Annotated in this window: 14 protein-coding genes and 1 tRNA gene; 8 read left to right on the top strand and 7 right to left on the bottom strand. The window is 68.5% G+C overall.

The annotated features are described in order from the left end of the window. Positions 1 to 5: 5 nt before the first annotated feature. Both AC57B8_RS26990 and hemH read right to left on the bottom strand, forming a co-directional pair. Positions 6 to 857 carry a class I SAM-dependent methyltransferase gene (locus AC57B8_RS26990; RefSeq protein ID WP_496481282.1) on the bottom strand — a complete coding sequence of 284 codons (852 nt, stop codon included), beginning with the start codon at positions 855 to 857 and terminating at the stop codon, positions 6 to 8. Then, a complete protein-coding gene (hemH, locus tag AC57B8_RS26985; RefSeq protein ID WP_496481281.1) occupies positions 854 to 1,885 on the bottom strand; it encodes a ferrochelatase in 1,032 nt (343 codons plus the stop codon). Before hemH ends, AC57B8_RS26990 begins: the two co-directional genes overlap by 4 nt. A 15-nt stretch (positions 1,886 to 1,900) precedes the next feature. On the opposite strand from hemH, the gene AC57B8_RS26980 reads away from it, so the two are divergent. Further along, positions 1,901 to 2,632 carry an HAD family hydrolase gene (locus AC57B8_RS26980; protein WP_447743727.1) on the top strand — a complete coding sequence of 244 codons (732 nt, stop codon included), beginning with the start codon at positions 1,901 to 1,903 and terminating at the stop codon, positions 2,630 to 2,632. A 3-nt stretch (positions 2,633 to 2,635) separates the two neighbouring features. On the opposite strand, the gene AC57B8_RS26975 is transcribed toward AC57B8_RS26980, so the two are convergent. After that, entirely contained in the window at positions 2,636 to 2,941 is a 306-nt protein-coding gene (locus tag AC57B8_RS26975) for an NIPSNAP family protein (protein ID WP_062475864.1), read from the bottom strand. A gap of 108 nt (positions 2,942 to 3,049) precedes the next feature. Between AC57B8_RS26975 and AC57B8_RS26970 the strand changes: the two genes are divergently transcribed. Continuing rightward, the gene (locus AC57B8_RS26970; RefSeq protein ID WP_496481280.1) at positions 3,050 to 3,691 is read left to right on the top strand and encodes a LysE family translocator; all 642 of its coding nucleotides are present in this window, start codon (positions 3,050 to 3,052) and stop codon (positions 3,689 to 3,691) included. A gap of 18 nt (positions 3,692 to 3,709) precedes the next feature. On the opposite strand, the gene AC57B8_RS26965 is transcribed toward AC57B8_RS26970, so the two are convergent. The 4 genes from AC57B8_RS26965 to hpnC are packed head-to-tail and all read right to left on the bottom strand — an operon-like array spanning position 3,710 to position 7,070. After that, positions 3,710 to 4,018, bottom strand: a complete 309-nt coding sequence (locus tag AC57B8_RS26965) for a hypothetical protein (protein WP_496481279.1) — start codon at positions 4,016 to 4,018, stop codon at positions 3,710 to 3,712. A 4-nt stretch (positions 4,019 to 4,022) separates the two neighbouring features. Next, the gene (hpnE, locus tag AC57B8_RS26960) at positions 4,023 to 5,288 is read right to left on the bottom strand and encodes a hydroxysqualene dehydroxylase HpnE (protein WP_496481278.1); all 1,266 of its coding nucleotides are present in this window, start codon (positions 5,286 to 5,288) and stop codon (positions 4,023 to 4,025) included. A gap of 19 nt (positions 5,289 to 5,307) precedes the next feature. Next, positions 5,308 to 6,147 (bottom strand): presqualene diphosphate synthase HpnD, encoded by an 840-nt coding sequence (gene hpnD, locus AC57B8_RS26955; protein WP_062475853.1) that lies wholly within the window; start codon positions 6,145 to 6,147, stop codon positions 5,308 to 5,310. Beyond that, the gene (hpnC, locus tag AC57B8_RS26950) at positions 6,144 to 7,070 is read right to left on the bottom strand and encodes a squalene synthase HpnC (protein ID WP_496481277.1); all 927 of its coding nucleotides are present in this window, start codon (positions 7,068 to 7,070) and stop codon (positions 6,144 to 6,146) included. Before hpnC ends, hpnD begins: the two co-directional genes overlap by 4 nt. Positions 7,071 to 7,149: 79 nt before the next feature. On the opposite strand from hpnC, the gene AC57B8_RS26945 reads away from it, so the two are divergent. From AC57B8_RS26945 to clpP, 6 genes are all read left to right on the top strand, one after another. Then, a complete protein-coding gene (locus AC57B8_RS26945) occupies positions 7,150 to 9,072 on the top strand; it encodes a potassium transporter Kup (RefSeq protein ID WP_496481276.1) in 1,923 nt (640 codons plus the stop codon). A gap of 109 nt (positions 9,073 to 9,181) precedes the next feature. Next, positions 9,182 to 10,384: an efflux RND transporter periplasmic adaptor subunit gene (locus tag AC57B8_RS26940; protein ID WP_139703705.1), complete on the top strand. Its 1,203-nt coding sequence runs from the start codon at positions 9,182 to 9,184 to the stop codon at positions 10,382 to 10,384. Then, entirely contained in the window at positions 10,381 to 13,557 is a 3,177-nt protein-coding gene (locus tag AC57B8_RS26935; RefSeq protein ID WP_496481275.1) for an efflux RND transporter permease subunit, read from the top strand. Before AC57B8_RS26940 ends, AC57B8_RS26935 begins: the two co-directional genes overlap by 4 nt. Before the next feature lie 205 nt (positions 13,558 to 13,762). Beyond that, positions 13,763 to 13,849: transfer RNA gene (locus AC57B8_RS26930), tRNA-Leu, on the top strand. A 26-nt stretch (positions 13,850 to 13,875) separates the two neighbouring features. Next, positions 13,876 to 15,189 (top strand): trigger factor, encoded by a 1,314-nt coding sequence (tig, locus tag AC57B8_RS26925; protein ID WP_153284507.1) that lies wholly within the window; start codon positions 13,876 to 13,878, stop codon positions 15,187 to 15,189. 123 nt (positions 15,190 to 15,312) lie between these two features. Beyond that, on the top strand, positions 15,313 to 15,921 hold the full coding sequence (gene clpP / locus AC57B8_RS26920) for an ATP-dependent Clp endopeptidase proteolytic subunit ClpP (RefSeq protein ID WP_095745077.1): 609 nt from the start codon (positions 15,313 to 15,315) through the stop codon (positions 15,919 to 15,921). Positions 15,922 to 16,014: the final 93 nt, after the last annotated feature.

Raw genomic sequence — 16,014 nt, 5'->3', positions numbered from 1 at the left:
TTCGCTCAGGCGCGGCGGGCCGCCAGCGCGTACATCAGCGGAATGCGCGGCATGCCTTCGGGCGGGGCCATGCGCCGTCCGTCGAGCTCGCGCATGCCCTCGAAGGGCTTCCAGCCGTTGGTGTACGGGTACTCCTCGAAGCGCTCGATGGCCAGGCCCGCCTGCGCGAGCGCGGTCGTCACCTGGCCCACGCCCCAGGTGAACTCGAAGCTCGGGTGCGGGTTGCGAAAGCCCTGCACGCCGGGCATCGGCCGGTCGTCGGCCACGAGGCCGTCGCCCGACTCGGCGACGTAGTCGCCCACGCCTTCCTCGGGCACGGGCGCGTCGTTGAAGTAGTCGTAGTGAAACTTCCACTGCGGGTCGAACACCAGCGCGAACGGGTGGAACTCGACGATCACGAAGCGCCCGCCGGGCTTGAGCAGCTGTGCCACGCCGCGCGCCCAGGCGCCGATGTCGGACAGCCAGCACAGGGTGCCGTACGAGCAGAACACGAGGTCGTGGCGCTCGCCGCGCGCGGCGGCGGCCTCGAAGTAGTCGTAGACGTCTGCACGTTCGAAGCGCGCCGCAACGCCCGACTCGGCCGAGAGCCGGGTGGCGAAGTCGATGGCCTCGTCGGAAATGTCGACGCCGGTCACGCGGGCGCCGCGGCGCGCGATGCTCAGGCTGTCCTGGCCCGCGTTGCACTGCAGGTGCAGCACCGACAGGCCGTTCACGTCACCGAGCAGGGCGCTTTCCTCGGGGAACAACGTGGAGCCGCCCGCGCGGAAGAAGGCGGCCTGGTCGCCCTTGTGGCTGTTGTGCGCCACCGTGGCGGCGTTCCACGACTGGCGGTTGGCTTCGTGCAGGTCTTTCTTCATGGCGTGGTCGCGTCGGGTCGGGTGGGCCAGCCCGCCAGGTGGCGTTCGGCGATGCCCGCGAGCGCGGTGATCCACGCCGGGCTGTCGTTGAGGCAGGGGATGTAGCCGAAGCGCTCGCCGCCCGCGTGCAGGAAGGCTTCGCGGCCTTCCATGGCGATCTCTTCGAGGGTTTCGAGGCAGTCGGCCGGAAAGCCCGGGCACACCACGTCGACGTGCTTCACGCCGCTCGCGCCGAGTTCGCGCAGGGTGGGCTCGGTGTAGGGCTCCAGCCATTTGGCGCGGCCGAAGCGCGACTGGAAGGTCGTGCGGTACTGCGTGGACGCCAAGCCCAGCCGTGCCGCGAGCAGGCGCGCGGTCTCGAGGCACTGCGCCTCATAGGGATCGCCCAGCGCGATGTTGCGCGCGGGAATGCCGTGGAAGCTCATCACCAGCAGCTCGCCGCGGCCTTCGGTCTTCCAGTGCTTCTCGATGCCCTGGGCCAGTGCCTCGATGTAGGCCGGGTCGTCGTGGTACTGGTTGACGAAGCGGAACTCGGGCACGTGGCGCTGGCGGCGGCTCCAGGCGTTCACGGCGTCGATCACGCTGGCCGTGGTGGTGGCCGAGTACTGCGGGTAGGCCTGCAGCACCAGCACGCGCGTGGCGCCCTCGGCCTGCAGCGCATCGAGCCGCGAGGCGATCGACGGGTTGGCGTAGCGCATCGCGTCGCGCACCGTCACGCGGTGGCTGCGTTCGCCGAGCCAGCCGGCCAGCAGGGTGGCCTGCTTCTGGGTCCAGACCTTGAGCGGCGAGCCTTCGGGCAGCCAGATGCTGGCGTACTTCGCGGCCGACTTCGCGGGCCGCGTGCGCAGGATGATGCCGTGCAGGATCAGCGCCCACAGCGCCCTGGGAATCTCGACCACGCGCGGGTCGCCCAGGAAGTCGGCGAGGTAGGGGCGCACCGCGGCGGCGGTGGGGGCATCGGGCGAACCCAGGTTGCACCAGAGCACGGCGGTGCGGTCGTTCTTGCGGTCAGCGGGGGCGAGAGGCATGCGATATTCTCGGGCATGACTTCCGCTTCCCCTGCGCCCGGCGGCGCCACGCCGCTCGACATCTCGCGCATCTCGGCGATCACGCTCGACCTCGACGACACCCTGTGGCCGATCTGGCCGACCATCGAACGCGCCGAGCGCGTGCTGCACGAATGGCTGCTGCGCGAGGCGCCCAAGACGGCCTCGCTGCTGCTCACGCCGGGCGTGCTGCGCGAGTTGCGCGAAGCCACCGCCAAGGAGCGCTCCGACCTCGCGCACGACCTGAGCGCGCTGCGCCGCGAGTCGATCCGCACGGCGCTCGTGCGCGCGGGCGAAGACCCGGCGCTGGCCGACCCGGCCTTCGACGCTTTCTTTGAAGAGCGCCAGCGCGTCACGCTGTACGACGACGCACTGCCGGCGCTGAAGTGGCTCAGCGAGCGCTACCCGCTGGTGGCGGTGTCGAACGGCAACGCCGACCTCCACAAGACCGGCGTCGGCCGGTGGTTCCGCACCGCCTTCAATGCGCGCGCCTTCGGCAGCGGCAAGCCGCACGCGCCGATCTTCCGCGCCGCGGCGGCCTCGGTCGGCCTGCTGCCGAAAGACGTGCTGCACGTGGGCGACGATGCCGCGCTCGACGTGGTGGGCGCGCTCAACGCTGGCATGCAGGCCGCCTGGCTGGTGCGCGACGAGCGCCCGTGGGAACACGGCGCGCGTCCGCAGCTGATCGTGCCCAACCTGCACGCGCTGTGCATCGCGCTGGGCGCTTGAAGGTCAGCGGAACACCGGCCGGAAGAAGCTGCGTTCGTAGCTAACGATGCAGCGCGTTTCTTCGGCATAGCGGAAGGCGGCCTGGCAGTCGGCGTCCTGCATCGAATCGGCCCGGTAGGTCTCGTACGCGGCCAGGCTCGGGAAGCTGAACATCGCCAGCGCGACGTTGTTCGCGCCTTCGGACGGCAGGAAGTAGCCGTGGTGCTGGCCGCCGAATTTCTCGACCAGCGGAATCCAGAGCTTGCCGTAGTGCTCGAATTCCTTGAGCTTGAAGGGATCGACGATGTAGCGCAGGTAGCAGGTGATCATGGGTGAGGAATGTCAGGGGACTATCGGCGCGGCCCGAGCGGCGCGCGGCTGCCCGGACTATAGTTTTGCGGCTGCCTCCTTTCACCGCTTTCGCGCGAATTTCCTCCCATGCATCTTTCCACCTGGCTCCTCTTTTGCGGCGTGACCCTGGTCGTCGTCTTCACGCCCGGTCCGGCCGTGCTGCTCGCGGTCTCCAACGCCATCTCCGTCGGCCCACGTCGCGCCATGATCAGTTCGCTGGGCAACGCCTGCGGTCTCTTCCTGGTCTCGGCCGCCGCGATGGGCGGGCTGGGCGTGGTGCTCAACACCTCGGCCACGGCCTTCATGGTGCTGAAGGTGGCGGGCGCGGGCTACCTCGTGTACCTGGGCATCCGGCAGTGGCGCAGCCGCACGAGCGTGTTCGCCGAGCTGCAGCCTTCGGGCGCACCGGCGCCTTCGCGTTCCGCGCGCCGGCTGTTCGGGCACGGCGTGACGGTGGCGCTGACCAACCCGAAGGGCATCCTGTTCTTCTCGGCGCTGTTCCCGCAGTTCCTCACGCACGACGCGCCGATCCTCACGCAGTTCGCCGTGCTCACCACGACCTTCGCGGCTGGCTCGGTGCTGGCGCATGGTTCGTACGTGCTGCTGGCGCGCCTGCTGAAGAAGCAGTTCGCGAACCCCAAGCGCGCGCAGCTGTTCAACCGCGTGTCGGGCGGCGCCTTCGTGCTGCTGGGGTTGAGCCTGCTGCGCCTGCGCAACAAGACGGCCTGAGAAGGCCGCCGGCTTTCTTCAGTCGAGCCCGAAGCGCTCGCGCAGCGCCGCGCAGAAGTCGGCGGTGCCGCTGAGCGAGAGCGTGAGGGTGTCCAGGCGCGGGTTGTCTTCCCGCGTGCGCTGCACGTCGCAGTCCCACCCCGCACCGTCGTCGAGCGCGCCGCGCGCACCGGGGAAGGTGGCCTCGGCCCAGGCCAGCACCTGCGCGATCTCGGCCTCCACCTCGGGCGTGCGCTCGGGCGGGGTCGAGGCCATGGCGTCGAAGGTGCCGTGGTCTTCGGTGTCTTCGCTGTAGTCGAAATCGAGATAGCGCAGGGTCGTGGTCATGGGGTCACGGCGTGGCAAGTGCGCGCGCGACGGCCAGTCCGTTGAGGACGGCGCCTTCGAGCGTGGCGGGATAAGGGCCTTCGGTGTAGTCGCCGCAGGCCTGCAGCCCCGGCGCGATGGCGGCCGGCGGGCGGGCCAGGCCGGGCGTGCAGGCGAAGGTGGCGCGTTTTTCGACCACGGTCTGGATCGGCGTGAGGCCGGGCTGCCCGAGCTGCGCGCCGGCTTGCGCGAGCACCTGTTTCTCGAGCATCTCGCGCGGCGTCTCGTTGGCGCTCACGACGAAGGCGAGCACGCCTTCTGGTCCACCGAGCTGGCCGCGGTCGAACACGAACTGGGCCGGTGCGCTGCCCGGCTGGCTGCGCAGCGCGAGCATCGGCTCGGCCAGCGGCGCAGCGCCGCGCACGTAGACCGTGGCAATCGCCTCGAAGCGCAGCGATTCGGTGACGTTGCACCAGCGCGAAGCGGCCGGCAGGCCGGTGGCACGCACGAGGCGCGCGGCGTCCCAGGGCGCGCAGGCCAGCACGGCCTGGTCGAAGAGCTCGTCATCGACGCGCCACCGGTCGCCCTCGGGCGCGATGGCGCGCACGCGGTGGCCGATGCGTGCGGTGGCGCCGTGCCGCGCGAGCCACGCCAGCGCGGCATCGGGCAGCAGGGCGCCGAGGTCCACGCGCGGCAGCAGCAGGTCGGCGCCGCCGCGCCCGCTGAACAGCGCGTCGTGCAGCACGCGCAGGAACACCTGGCCGCTCGATTGCGGCACGGGCGTGTTGAGCGCCGAGACGCACAGCGGCTCGATGAGTTCGTGCATCACGCGCGGCGTGAGGCCGGCGCACAGCGTGGCAACGCTGGTGCCGGGCGCGCAGCGAAAGCCCGCGAGGCGCCAGCGCACGGCGGTGGCCAGCAGCGCGGCCTTGTCGCGCCAGCTCCAGCCGCGCGCGGTGAAGATGCCGATGAGCAGGTCGAGCGGCGGCGGCCGGCCTGCGGGCAGCTGCAGCCCGCCGCCGTCGGCAAAGCGCAGCGACAGCGGCAGGCGCTGCAGGGCGGTGTCGACGTCGACCCCCACGTCGCGCATGAGCGCCAGCGTGGCGGTGTAGGCGCCGATCAGGATGTGCTGGCCGTTGTCCAGCGCCATGCCGTGCATGTGATCGACCCGCCGCGCGCGTCCACCTGCCATCGGCGCGGCTTCGAACAAGGTGACGGCGTGCCCGAGGCGCGTGGCCTCGACGGCGCAGGCCAGGCCGGCCCAGCCGGCGCCGATGACGGCGAGCCTCATGGGCACGAAGGGTGGGGCGTCATATCCGGCCGAGGGCCTGGACTTTCCAGGCCAGCCAGAACTTGCGCACGGGCGTCAGGCTGATGCGCTGGTTGAGCACCTGGAAGTCGTCGCGCTCGATCTCGCGCAGCAGCGTGCGGTAGATGCTGGCCATCATCAGGCCGGGCTTCTGCGTGCGGCGGTCGGCCAGCGGCAGCAGGGCCAGTGCTTCGTCGTAGGCGGCGTGGGCGCGCTGGGCCTGGAACTTCATGAGCGCGACAAAACGGTCGGAGTGCACGCGGTTCAGGATCTCGTGCGCCTTCACGTCGAACTGCTGCAGCTCGTTGACGGGCAGGTAGATGCGACCGCGCAGCGCGTCTTCGCCAACGTCGCGCAGGATGTTGGTGAGCTGCAGCGCCAGGCCGAGCTTGTGGGCGTAGGCGGTGGTCTGCGGATCGGTCTGGCCGAAGATGCGCGCCGCCACCTCGCCGACCACGCCGGCCACCAGATGGCAGTAGCGCGCGAGGCCGGGAAAGTCGAGGTAGCGGGTCTGGTCCAGGTCCATCTGGCAGCCGTCGATCACTTCGTTGAGCTGGCGCGCCTCGATGCCGTAGGTGGCGGCATGCGGCATGAGCGCCTGCATGACCGGGTGGCGCGGCGTGCCGGCGAAGGCCTGGGCGACTTCGGTGCGCCACCAGGCGAGCTTGGTGGCGGCCACGCCGGGGTCGGAGACCTCGTCGACCACGTCGTCGACCTCGCGGCAGAAGGCATAAAAGGCCGTGATCGCGGCGCGCCGCGGCTTGGGCAGGAACAGGAAGGCGTAATAGAAACTGCTGCCCGAAGCGGCGGCCTTGTCTTGCACGTATTGCTCGGGATTCATCGGGGAGGCGCTGCTTTCATGGGCCGTGATTGTCTCCGCATCCGCCATGCCTTCCAGAGCAGCACGGGCGCGTCGGCCTTGCCGACGGTGGGGCGCTGCGTGAAGGTGTCGAAGCCCAGGTCCTCGATCTTGTCCAAGATGCGCAGGCCGCCCTGCACGACCAGGCGCAGCTCCCAGCCCACGCGGCCCGGCAGGCGGTGCACGAGCGGGGCGCCCTCGGTCATGAGCTCGCGCGCCCAGAAGGCCACCACTGCTATCAGATTGATAGCTTCCTGCGGCGGCGGCGCGGAAGACAGCGGCGCGAAGACCTTGAAATGCTCGGACGTCAGGCCGCGCCGCGCGCAGTCGGTGCGCGGAAAGTAGAAGCGCCCGCGCGGCAGGTCGACGCTCGGGTCCTGCCAGAAGTTGATGAGCTGCAGCGCGCTGCAGATGGCGTCGCTCTGGGCCAGCGCCTGCGCATCGGTCACGCCGTACAGGTGCAGCAGCAGCCGGCCGACCGGGTTGGCGGAGCGGCGGCAGTAGTCGAGCAGCTCGGCGCGGTCGGCGTAGGTGCCGCGGTCGCGGGTCTTTTCGATGTCCTGCATGAAGGCGCTGAGCAGGTCGGCAAGCAGGTCTTCGGGCAGGCGGTACTGGGCGATGGCCCAGGCCAGCGGGCCGAACACGTGGGGCCAGCGCGAGTCGGGCAGTGCTTCGCCGCGCGCGGCGGCGGCCAGTTCCTCGCGGTAGGCGCGCAGCTCGGCCAGGCGCGCATCGGGCGAGGCGTCGCCCTCGTCGGCGATGTCGTCGGCCGTGCGCGCGAAGTGGTAGATCGCGGCGATAGGCGGGCGCAGGTGCGGCGGGCACAGCCACGAGGCCACGGGGAAGTTTTCGTAATGGGCCGGCGCGGCGGCATGACGAGGATTGGCAGGAGGAGTGGCGGACACGCCACGATTGTCGGCGACGTCATGTCCGGGCACTATGCTGGCGGCGTCGCCACTTTCCATCTCTCTTTCGCCCATGACGATGAAAGCAACTGCCGCGGCTTCCGGGACTTCGCTTTCCGCTTCGGGCGACACGGCACACGCGGCCGGGCCCGGTTTGATGATCGCGGCGCTGGGCGTCGTCTTCGGCGACATCGGCACCTCGCCGCTGTACGCCTTCAAGGAGACGATGAACCCCGAGCACGGCGTGCCGTTCTCGCCCGACGCGGTGCTGGGCCTGCTCTCGCTGATCTTCTGGGGCTTGATGTTCGTGGTGACGCTCAAGTACGTGGTGTTCGTGCTGCGCGCCGACCACGACGGCGAGGGCGGCATCCTGGCGCTGCAGGCGCTGGCGCGCAACGCCGTTTCCGGCCCGAAGACCCGGCCCTGGGTGTGGCGCGGGATCGGGTTTTTGGGCCTGGTGGGCGCGGCCATGTTCTATGGCGACAGCCTGATCACGCCGGCGATCTCGGTGCTGTCGGCGGTCGAGGGCCTGGAGGTGCAGGCGCCGGTGCTGCAGCGCGTGGTGATCCCGATCACGCTGGCGATCCTCGTCGGGCTGTTCATGGTGCAGAAGAAGGGCACGGGCGTGGTCGGCAAGATCTTCGGGCCGGTGATGCTGCTGTGGTTCCTGGTGCTGGGCGTGGCGGGGCTGTGGCAGGTGCTGCAGCAGCCGCAGGTGCTGGCGGCGCTCGACCCGCGCCGGGCGGTGGGCTTCCTGGTCGAGCACCGGGCGCAGTCGCTGGCCGTGCTGGGCGCGGTGTTCCTGGCGTTCACGGGCGGCGAGGCGCTGTATGCCGACATGGGGCACTTCGGCGCCAGGCCGATCCGTCTCGCGTGGCTCTTCATCGCACTGCCGGGGCTGGTGCTCAACTACTTCGGGCAGGGCGCGCTGGTGCTGGCGAACCCGGCGGCCATCGACAACCCGTTCTTCCGGCTCTTTCCCTCGTGGGGCGTGCTGCCGATGGTGGTGCTGGCCGCCATGGCCACGGTGATCGCGTCGCAGGCGGTGATTTCGGGCGCCTTCTCGCTCACCGCGCAGGCGATGCGCATGGGCTACCTGCCGCGCATGCGCGTGGTGCAGACCTCGGGCACGGCCATCGGGCAGATCTACGTGCCCGCGGTCAACTGGCTGCTGATGGTCGGCGTGCTGCTGCTGGTGCTGGGCTTCCGCAGTTCGGGCGCGCTGTCGGCGGCGTATGGCATCGCGGTGTCGATCACGATGGTGACGACCACATTGCTGGCCGGCATCGTGGCCTGGGGCCTGTGGCGCTGGAACAAGGTGGCGGTGGCGGTCGGCGTGGCGGCCTTCGCGGCGGTCGACCTGACCTTCGTGGTGTCCAACAGCCTGAAGGTCGCCGAGGGCGGCTGGCTCACGCTGGCGGTGGCGGCCGGGGTGATGGTGCTGTTCACCACCTGGGCCAAGGGCCGGCGCCTGGGCCTGGAAGCGGCGGCGGCCGACAGCCTGCCGCTGCGCCCCTTCGTCGAGTCGCTGGCGCTGAACATGCCGCACCGGGTGAGCGGCACCGCCGTGTTCCTGAACCCCGACGCCACGGCGGTGCCGCACGCGCTGCTGCACAACCTCAAGCACAACCAGGTGCTGCACGAGCAGGTGATCGTGCTGCGCGTGCTCTCGTGCGACACGCCGCGCGTGGACGCGCGCCTGCGCATCGAGGCCGAGCAGCTGATGGACGGCATCTGGGTGGTCACCGCGCGCCACGGCTTCATGGAGCGCGCCGACGTGCCCGAGTTCATCCGCATCCTGGCCTACCAGAAGACCCTGGCCATCGACTCGATGAAGACCTCGTACTTCGTCTCCCGCGCCTCGGTGGGCGAGGAGAACCTGCCGGGCATGAACCCGGTGCGACGGGTGCTGTTCGGCTGGCTGCAGCGCAACGCGGGCCGGGCATCCGATTACTTCGAGCTTCCTGATAACCGGCTGGTTGAAATGGGGCAGAGAACTTAGCGTGAGCATGGTCAACTGACCGGCGGGTCATTGACACTGTTTAACGTTTACCCTAGATTACTAACCGGTGGGTCATTAATGACCCGGTTCCTCTCTTCTTGGGTGTCTCATGACCGCCTCCGCCGCCTCACTCCGTGCCCGCAGCGCCGCCTGGCTGCTGCTTCCCGCCATCTTTCTGGCCGGCTGTTCGCCGAAACCGCCTGCCCAGGAGCCCGTGAGGGCGGTCAAGTTCGTGACCGTCGGCACCAGCGACTACGACGCCCAGCCCGAGTTCTCGGCCGAGGTGCGGGCCAGGGTCGAATCGCGCCTGGGCTTCCGGGTGGCGGGCAAGATCATCCGCCGCCAGGCCGAGCTCGGCCAGCACGTGCAGGCCGGCCAGGTGTTGGCCCAGCTCGATCCGCAGGACTACCGCCTGGCCGCCGAGGCCGCCCGCGCCCAGCAGGCCGCCGCGCTGACCAACCGCGACCTCGCGGCCGCCGACCTCAAGCGCTACACCGAGCTGCGATCGCAGAACTTCATCAGCGGTGCCGAACTGGAACGCCGCGAAACCACCTGGAAGGCCGCGCAGGCCCAGCTTGAACAGGCGCAGGCGCAGCTGGCCTCGCAAGGCAACCAGGCCAGCTACACGACGCTGGTGGCCGACGTGGCAGGCATCATCACGGCCATCGAGGCCGAGCCGGGCCAGGTGGTGCAGGCCGGCACGCCGGTCGTGCGCATCGCCCAGGACGGCGCGCGCGACGTGGTGTTCGCGGTGCCAGAGGACCGCGCCGCGCTGATCAAGCCCGGCTCGCCGGTCGCGGTGCGCGGCTGGTCCGGCGGCGAGGTGCTGCAGGGCCAGGTGCGCGAGGTGGCGGCCAGCGCCGACGCGGTCACGCGGACCTACTCGGTCAAGGTGTCGATCGACGCCGCGACCTCGCCGGCGCTCGGCGCCACCGTCTATGCTAGGCCGCAGGCCCTGGCGCGCACCGACGTCGCGGTGATCAAGCTGCCGACCAGCGCACTGCGCCAGGAAGGCAAGGGCTCGGCGGTCTGGGTGCTCGACAAGGACAGCATGACCGTGCGCTCGCAGCCGGTGCAGGTGGTCACGGCCGACGGCAATGAAGCGGTGATCGGATCGGGCCTGTCGACCGGAATGATGGTCGTGGCCGCGGGCGTGCACGTGCTGTCGCCGGGGCAGAAGGTCACCATCTACCAATCGAAGGAGGCCATGGCGGCCGCCGCCAATGGCCAGCAACAGGCGCAGGCGAAGCAGCAGGCCGTCGAGGCCGTGGCCGCGACGAAGAAGGAGATCGCAACGGGTGCCGCCAAATGACGGAAGGCCCAGCGACCCCCGCGACAACCCCGGCGCCTGAGTCTGAGTACAAGTCGCCCGGCTTCAATCTTTCCAAATGGGCGTTGGACCACGCGCCCCTCACGCGCTACCTGATGGTGGTGCTGATGGTGCTGGGCGCCTTCGCGTACTTCCAGCTCGGCCAGGACGAAGACCCGCCGTTCACCTTCCGTGCCATGGTGGTGCGCACCTACTGGCCCGGCGCCACCGCGCAGCAGGTGGCCGAGCAGGTCACCGACAAGCTGGAGCGCACGCTGCAGGAAGCGCCGTACGCCGACAAGATCCGCAGCTACTCCAAGCCGGGCGAGTCGCAGATCATTTTCCAGATCAAGGACTCGTCGAAGGCCGCCGAGGTGGCCAACGTCTGGTACACGGTGCGCAAGAAGATCGGCGACATGCGCGGCACCTTGCCCGCGGGTGTGCAGGGGCCGTTCTTCAACGACGACTTCGGCGACGTCTATGGCGTGATCTACGCGCTGGAAAGCGAAGGCTTCAGCTACGCCGAGCTCAAGACGCTGGCCGACGACGTGCGCCAGCAGCTGCTGCGCGTGAAGGACGTGGCCAAGGTCGACCAGTTCGGCGTGCAGGACGAGAAGGTTTTCATCGAGATCTCGCAGAAGCGCCTGGCCCAGCTGGGGCTCGACTTCAACGCCGTGCTGGCTCAGCTCGGCTCGCAGAACGCGGTCGAAAGCGCCGGCACGATCCAGTCGCCGCTGGACGTGGTGCAGGTGCGCGTGGGCGGCCAGTTCACCAGCGTCGAGCAGCTGCGCGAGATGCCGATCCGCGGCAGCTCGGGCAACCAGATCAAGCTCGGCGACATCGCCGAGATCCGCCGCGGGTACGTCGATCCGCCGGCCGTCAAGGTGCACCACCAGGGCAAGGAAGTGATCGCGCTCGGTGTGTCGATGGCCAAGGGTGGCGACATCATCGCGCTGGGCAAGGCGCTCAAGGCCACCACCGCCACCATCGACCAGCGCCTGCCGGCTGGCGTGAAGCTGGCGCAGGTGCAGGACCAGCCGGTGTCGGTGGCCAGCTCGGTCAACGAATTCGTCGGCGTGCTCATCGAGGCCGTGGCCATCGTGCTGGCCGTGAGCATCATCGCGCTCGGCCTGCACAAGGGCGGGCGCTTCGGCTGGTACATCGACATGCGCCCCGGGCTGGTGGTGGCGATCACCATTCCGCTGGTGCTGGCCGTGACCTTCCTGGCCATGAACTACTTCGGCATCGGGCTGCACAAGATATCGCTGGGGTCGCTGATCATCGCGCTCGGCCTCCTGGTGGACGACGCGATCATTGCCGTGGAGATGATGGTGCGGAAGATGGAAGAGGGCTACGACAAGGTCCGCGCCGCCACCTTCGCTTACGACGTGACGGCCAAGCCGATGCTCACGGGCACGCTCATCACGGCGGCGGGCTTCCTGCCGATCGGCATCGCCAAGTCGGTGACGGGCGAATACACCTTCGCGATCTTCGCGGTGACGGTGATCGCGCTGGTGCTGTCGTGGATCGTGTCGGTGTACTTCGTGCCGTACCTGGGCACGCTGTTGCTCAAGGTGAAGCCGCACGACCCCGACGCGCCGCCGCACGAGCTGTTCGACACGCCGTTCTACAACAGCTTCCGCCGTGCCGTGAACTGGTGCGTGCAGCACCGCTGGCTGACCATCGGCGCCACCGTGCTGATCTTCGCGCTGGGCATCGTTGGCATGGGCAAGGTGCAGCAGCAGTTCTTCCCCGATTCGAGCCGGCCCGAGATCATGGTGGACATCTGGTTCCCCGAAGGCACCTCGTTCGCCGCCAACGAAGAGGTGGCCAGGCGCGTCGAGCAGCGCGTGATGAAGGAAGAGGGCGTGAAGACCGTCAGCACCTGGATCGGTTCCGGCGTGCCGCGCTTCTACCTGCCGCTGGACCAGGTCTTTCCGCAGACCAACGTGTCGCAGCTCATCGTGCTGGCCAAGGACCTGAAGGTGCGCGAAACGCTGCGCCTGCGCCTGCCCGCCTTGCTGGCCGAGGAATTTCCCGAGGTGCGCGGCCGCGTCAAGCTGCTGCCCAACGGCCCGCCGGTGCCGTACCCGGTGCAGTTCCGCGTGATCGGCACCGAGCCCGCCCAGCTGCGCGCCCGCGCCGACGAGGTGAAGGCCGTGCTGCGCGAGAGCACCAACATGCGCGGCGTGAACGACAACTGGAACGAGTCGGTCAAGGTGATCCGCCTGGAGATCGACCAGGCCAAGGCGCGCGCGCTTGGCGTGACCAGCCAGGCCATCGCCCAGGCCTCGCGCACCATGTTCAGCGGCACCACGGTCGGCCAGTACCGCGAGAACGATTTGCTGATCGACATCGTGCTGCGCCAGTCGGCCGACGAACGCGAGGCGATCTCGGACATCGGCAACGCCTACATCCCGACGACCACGGGCCGTTCGATCCCGCTCACGCAGATCGCCCGTCCGGTGTTCACCTGGGAACCCGGCGTGATGTGGCGCGAGAACCGCGACTACGCGATCACCGTGCAGGGCGACGTGGTGGAAGGCCTGCAGGGCGCCACCGTGACCGAACAGCTGCTGCCGAAGCTGCGCCAGCTCGAAGCCGGCTGGCATGCGGCCGGGCAGGGCGGTTACCGCATCGAGGTGGCGGGCGCCGTGGAGGAAAGCTCCAAGGGCTCGGCCTCGATCGTGGCGGGCGTGCCGATCATGCTGTTCCTGGTGTTCACGCTGCTGATGCTGCAGCTGCACAGCTTCAGCCGCTCGCTGCTGGTGTTCATCACCGGCCCGATGGGCATCGCCGGCGTGGCTGCCGCGCTGCTGCTGCTGAACCGGCCTTTCGGCTTCGTGGCGCTGCTCGGCGTGATCGCGCTGATGGGCATGATCCAGCGCAACGCCGTGATCCTGATCGACCAGATCGAGCTCGACCGCGCCGCCGGCGTGCCGGCCTGGGACGCGATCGTCGAATCGGCCGTGCGGCGCCTGCGCCCCATCGTGCTGACCGCCGCGGCGGCGGTGCTGGCGATGATCCCGCTGTCGCGCAGCGTGTTCTGGGGCCCGATGGCCGTGGCCATCATGGGCGGGCTGATCGTGGCCACCGTGCTGACGCTGCTGGCGCTGCCGGCCATGTATGCCGCGGCCTTCCGCATCAAGCGGGAGCCGCAAACCGCTGCCGCCTGACAAGGCGCTTTTCACGGGCCGTTTTCGCGCGGCCCGTATCCCTTGCGCGAGAGTGGGTGAAATCCCCCAAAGGGGGAAGCCGGAAGGCCCCCATTCTTGCGTTTAAAATGCGCGGTTGACCGATTTCAGGCGGACGGTCTTGGGCCAGCGGTTTTTCCGCAGCGCCGAGGCCGTCCGCCTTTGCATTCACCTGAAATTTGGCATCGCGCGGGTGGCGAAATTGGTAGACGCACCAGGTTTAGGTCCTGACGTTCGCAAGAACGTGCCGGTTCGAGTCCGGCCCCGCGCACCAGCCACACCCCTCACAAGGAAGACACCATGACCGTGAACGTTGAAACTCTCGAGAAGCTCGAACGCAAGATCACGCTGACCCTGCCGGTCGGCACCATCCAGAACGAAGTCGATTCGCGCCTCAAGAAGCTCGCGCGCACCGTCAAGATGGACGGCTTCCGTCCCGGCAAGGTGCCGATGAACGTCGTGGCCCAGCGCTACGGCTACTCGGTGCACTACGAAGTCATGAACGACAAGGTCGGCGAGGCCTTCTCGCAAGCCGCCAACGAAGCCAAGCTGCGTGTCGCCGGCCAGCCCCGCATCACCGAAAAGGAAGAGTCGCCCGAAGGCCAGCTCGCCTTCGACGCGGTCTTCGAAGTGTTCCCCGAAGTCAAGATCAACGACCTGTCGGGCGCTGAAGTCGAGAAGCTGTCGGCCGAAGTCGGCGACGAAGCCATCGACAAGACCCTGGACATCCTGCGCAAGCAGCGCCGTACCTTCGCCCAGCGCGCCCAAGACGCCGTGGCCGAAGACAACGACCGCGTGACGGTCGACTTCGAAGGCAAGATCGACGGCGAGCCCTTCCAGGGCGGCAAGGCCGAAGACTTCCAGTTCGTCGTCGGCGAAGGCCAGATGCTCAAGGAATTCGAAGACGCCGTGCGCGGCATGAAGTCCGGCGACAGCCGCACCTTCCCGCTGTCGTTCCCGGCCGATTACCACGGCAAGGACGTGGCCGGCAAGCAGGCCGACTTCATGGTCACCGTGAAGAAGATCGAAGCCTCGCACCTGCCCGAAGTCAACGAACAGCTGGCCAAGTCGCTCGGCATCGCCGAAGCCACCGTGGAAGGCCTGCGCGCCGACATCAAGCGCAACCTCGAGCGCGAAGTGAAGTTCCGCCTGCTGGCCCGCAACAAGAACGCCGTGATGGACGCCCTGGTGGCCAACGCCGAACTCGACCTGCCGAACGCCAGCGTGCAGTCGGAAGTCGCCCGCATGATCGAAGGCGCCCGCGCCGAGCTCAAGCAGCGCGGCATCAAGGACGCCGACAAGGCCCCGATCCCCGAGGAAGTGTTCCGCCCGCAAGCCGAGCGCCGCGTGCGCCTGGGCCTGGTCGTGGCCGAGCTGGTGCGTGCCAACGAACTGCAGGCCAAGCCCGAGCAGATCAAGGCCCACATCGACGAGCTGGCCGCCAGCTACGAGAAGCCGCAAGACGTCGTTCGCTGGTACTTCAGCGACAACAACCGCCTGGCGGAAGTCGAAGCCGTGGTCATCGAGAACAACGTGACCGACTTCGTGCTGGGCAAGGCCAAGGTCAACGAAAAGTCGGTGTCGTTCGACGAACTGATGGCGCAGCAGCAGTAAGCTGGTTTCCGTCGCTGCATGCAGCAACGCCGATGGGGCTTGTGCTTTGCGGCACGAGCCCCATTTCACTCAGGCGTACAGTTCAATCAGAGCGAACGAATCCATTTTCCGGAGAGCAAATTCATGAGCGCACAGGAAATTCAAGGCCTCGGCATGATCCCGATGGTCGTCGAGCAGTCGGGCCGCGGCGAGCGGTCCTATGACATCTACTCGCGTCTCCTCAAGGAACGCATCATCTTCCTGGTCGGCGAGGTCAACGACCAGACCGCCAACCTCGTGGTGGCCCAGCTGCTGTTCCTCGAGAGCGAGAACCCGGACAAGGACATTTCGTTCTACATCAACTCCCCGGGCGGCAGCGTGAGCGCCGGCATGGCGATCTACGACACCATGCAGTTCATCAAGCCATCGGTGTCGACCATGTGCCTGGGCTTCGCGGCCAGCATGGGCGCCTTCCTGCTGGCGGCCGGCGAGAAGGGCAAGCGTTTCTCGCTGCCCAACTCCAAGATCATGATCCACCAGGTGCTCGGCGGCGCGCGCGGCCAGGCCACCGACATCGAAATCCATGCGCGCGACATCCTGCGCACCAAGGACCAGATGAACCGCATCCTGGCCGAACGCACCGGCCAGCCGCTGGAAAAGGTCAAGTCGGACACCGAGCGCGACTATTTCCTGACCGCTGACGAGGCCAAGGATTACGGCCTGGTCGACCAGGTCGTCGCCCAGCGCGGTTAAAGCCGCCCGGCGCCGCGGGCGCCAGAATGGCAAAAACGGCGTTTCCCACACGGGAAACGCCGTTTTTGTTTAGTTATCATTGTCCATACCCTG

Source organism: Variovorax sp. BGA-UO-ETr-C22, assembly GCF_059567965.1.
Note: the sequence above shows the minus strand (reverse complement) of the source record. Positions and strands in the feature narration are given on the sequence as shown.

What these genes read in the sequence shown, in the direction of transcription:
- AC57B8_RS26935 (WP_496481275.1), top strand. Translation starts at nt 10,381, where the DNA reads ATGACGGAAGGCCCAGCGACCCCCGCGACAACCCCGGCGCCTGAGTCT.
- hpnE (WP_496481278.1), bottom strand. Translation starts at nt 5,288, where the DNA reads ATGAGGCTCGCCGTCATCGGCGCCGGCTGGGCCGGCCTGGCCTGCGCC.
- AC57B8_RS26940 (WP_139703705.1), top strand. Translation starts at nt 9,182, where the DNA reads ATGACCGCCTCCGCCGCCTCACTCCGTGCCCGCAGCGCCGCCTGGCTG.
- hemH (WP_496481281.1), bottom strand. Translation starts at nt 1,885, where the DNA reads ATGCCTCTCGCCCCCGCTGACCGCAAGAACGACCGCACCGCCGTGCTC.
- tig (WP_153284507.1), top strand. Translation starts at nt 13,876, where the DNA reads ATGACCGTGAACGTTGAAACTCTCGAGAAGCTCGAACGCAAGATCACG.
- AC57B8_RS26945 (WP_496481276.1), top strand. Translation starts at nt 7,150, where the DNA reads ATGAAAGCAACTGCCGCGGCTTCCGGGACTTCGCTTTCCGCTTCGGGC.
- AC57B8_RS26975 (WP_062475864.1), bottom strand. Translation starts at nt 2,941, where the DNA reads ATGATCACCTGCTACCTGCGCTACATCGTCGATCCCTTCAAGCTCAAG.
- AC57B8_RS26965 (WP_496481279.1), bottom strand. Translation starts at nt 4,018, where the DNA reads ATGACCACGACCCTGCGCTATCTCGATTTCGACTACAGCGAAGACACC.
- AC57B8_RS26970 (WP_496481280.1), top strand. Translation starts at nt 3,050, where the DNA reads ATGCATCTTTCCACCTGGCTCCTCTTTTGCGGCGTGACCCTGGTCGTC.
- hpnD (WP_062475853.1), bottom strand. Translation starts at nt 6,147, where the DNA reads ATGAATCCCGAGCAATACGTGCAAGACAAGGCCGCCGCTTCGGGCAGC.
- clpP (WP_095745077.1), top strand. Translation starts at nt 15,313, where the DNA reads ATGAGCGCACAGGAAATTCAAGGCCTCGGCATGATCCCGATGGTCGTC.
- AC57B8_RS26980 (WP_447743727.1), top strand. Translation starts at nt 1,901, where the DNA reads ATGACTTCCGCTTCCCCTGCGCCCGGCGGCGCCACGCCGCTCGACATC.
- AC57B8_RS26990 (WP_496481282.1), bottom strand. Translation starts at nt 857, where the DNA reads ATGAAGAAAGACCTGCACGAAGCCAACCGCCAGTCGTGGAACGCCGCC.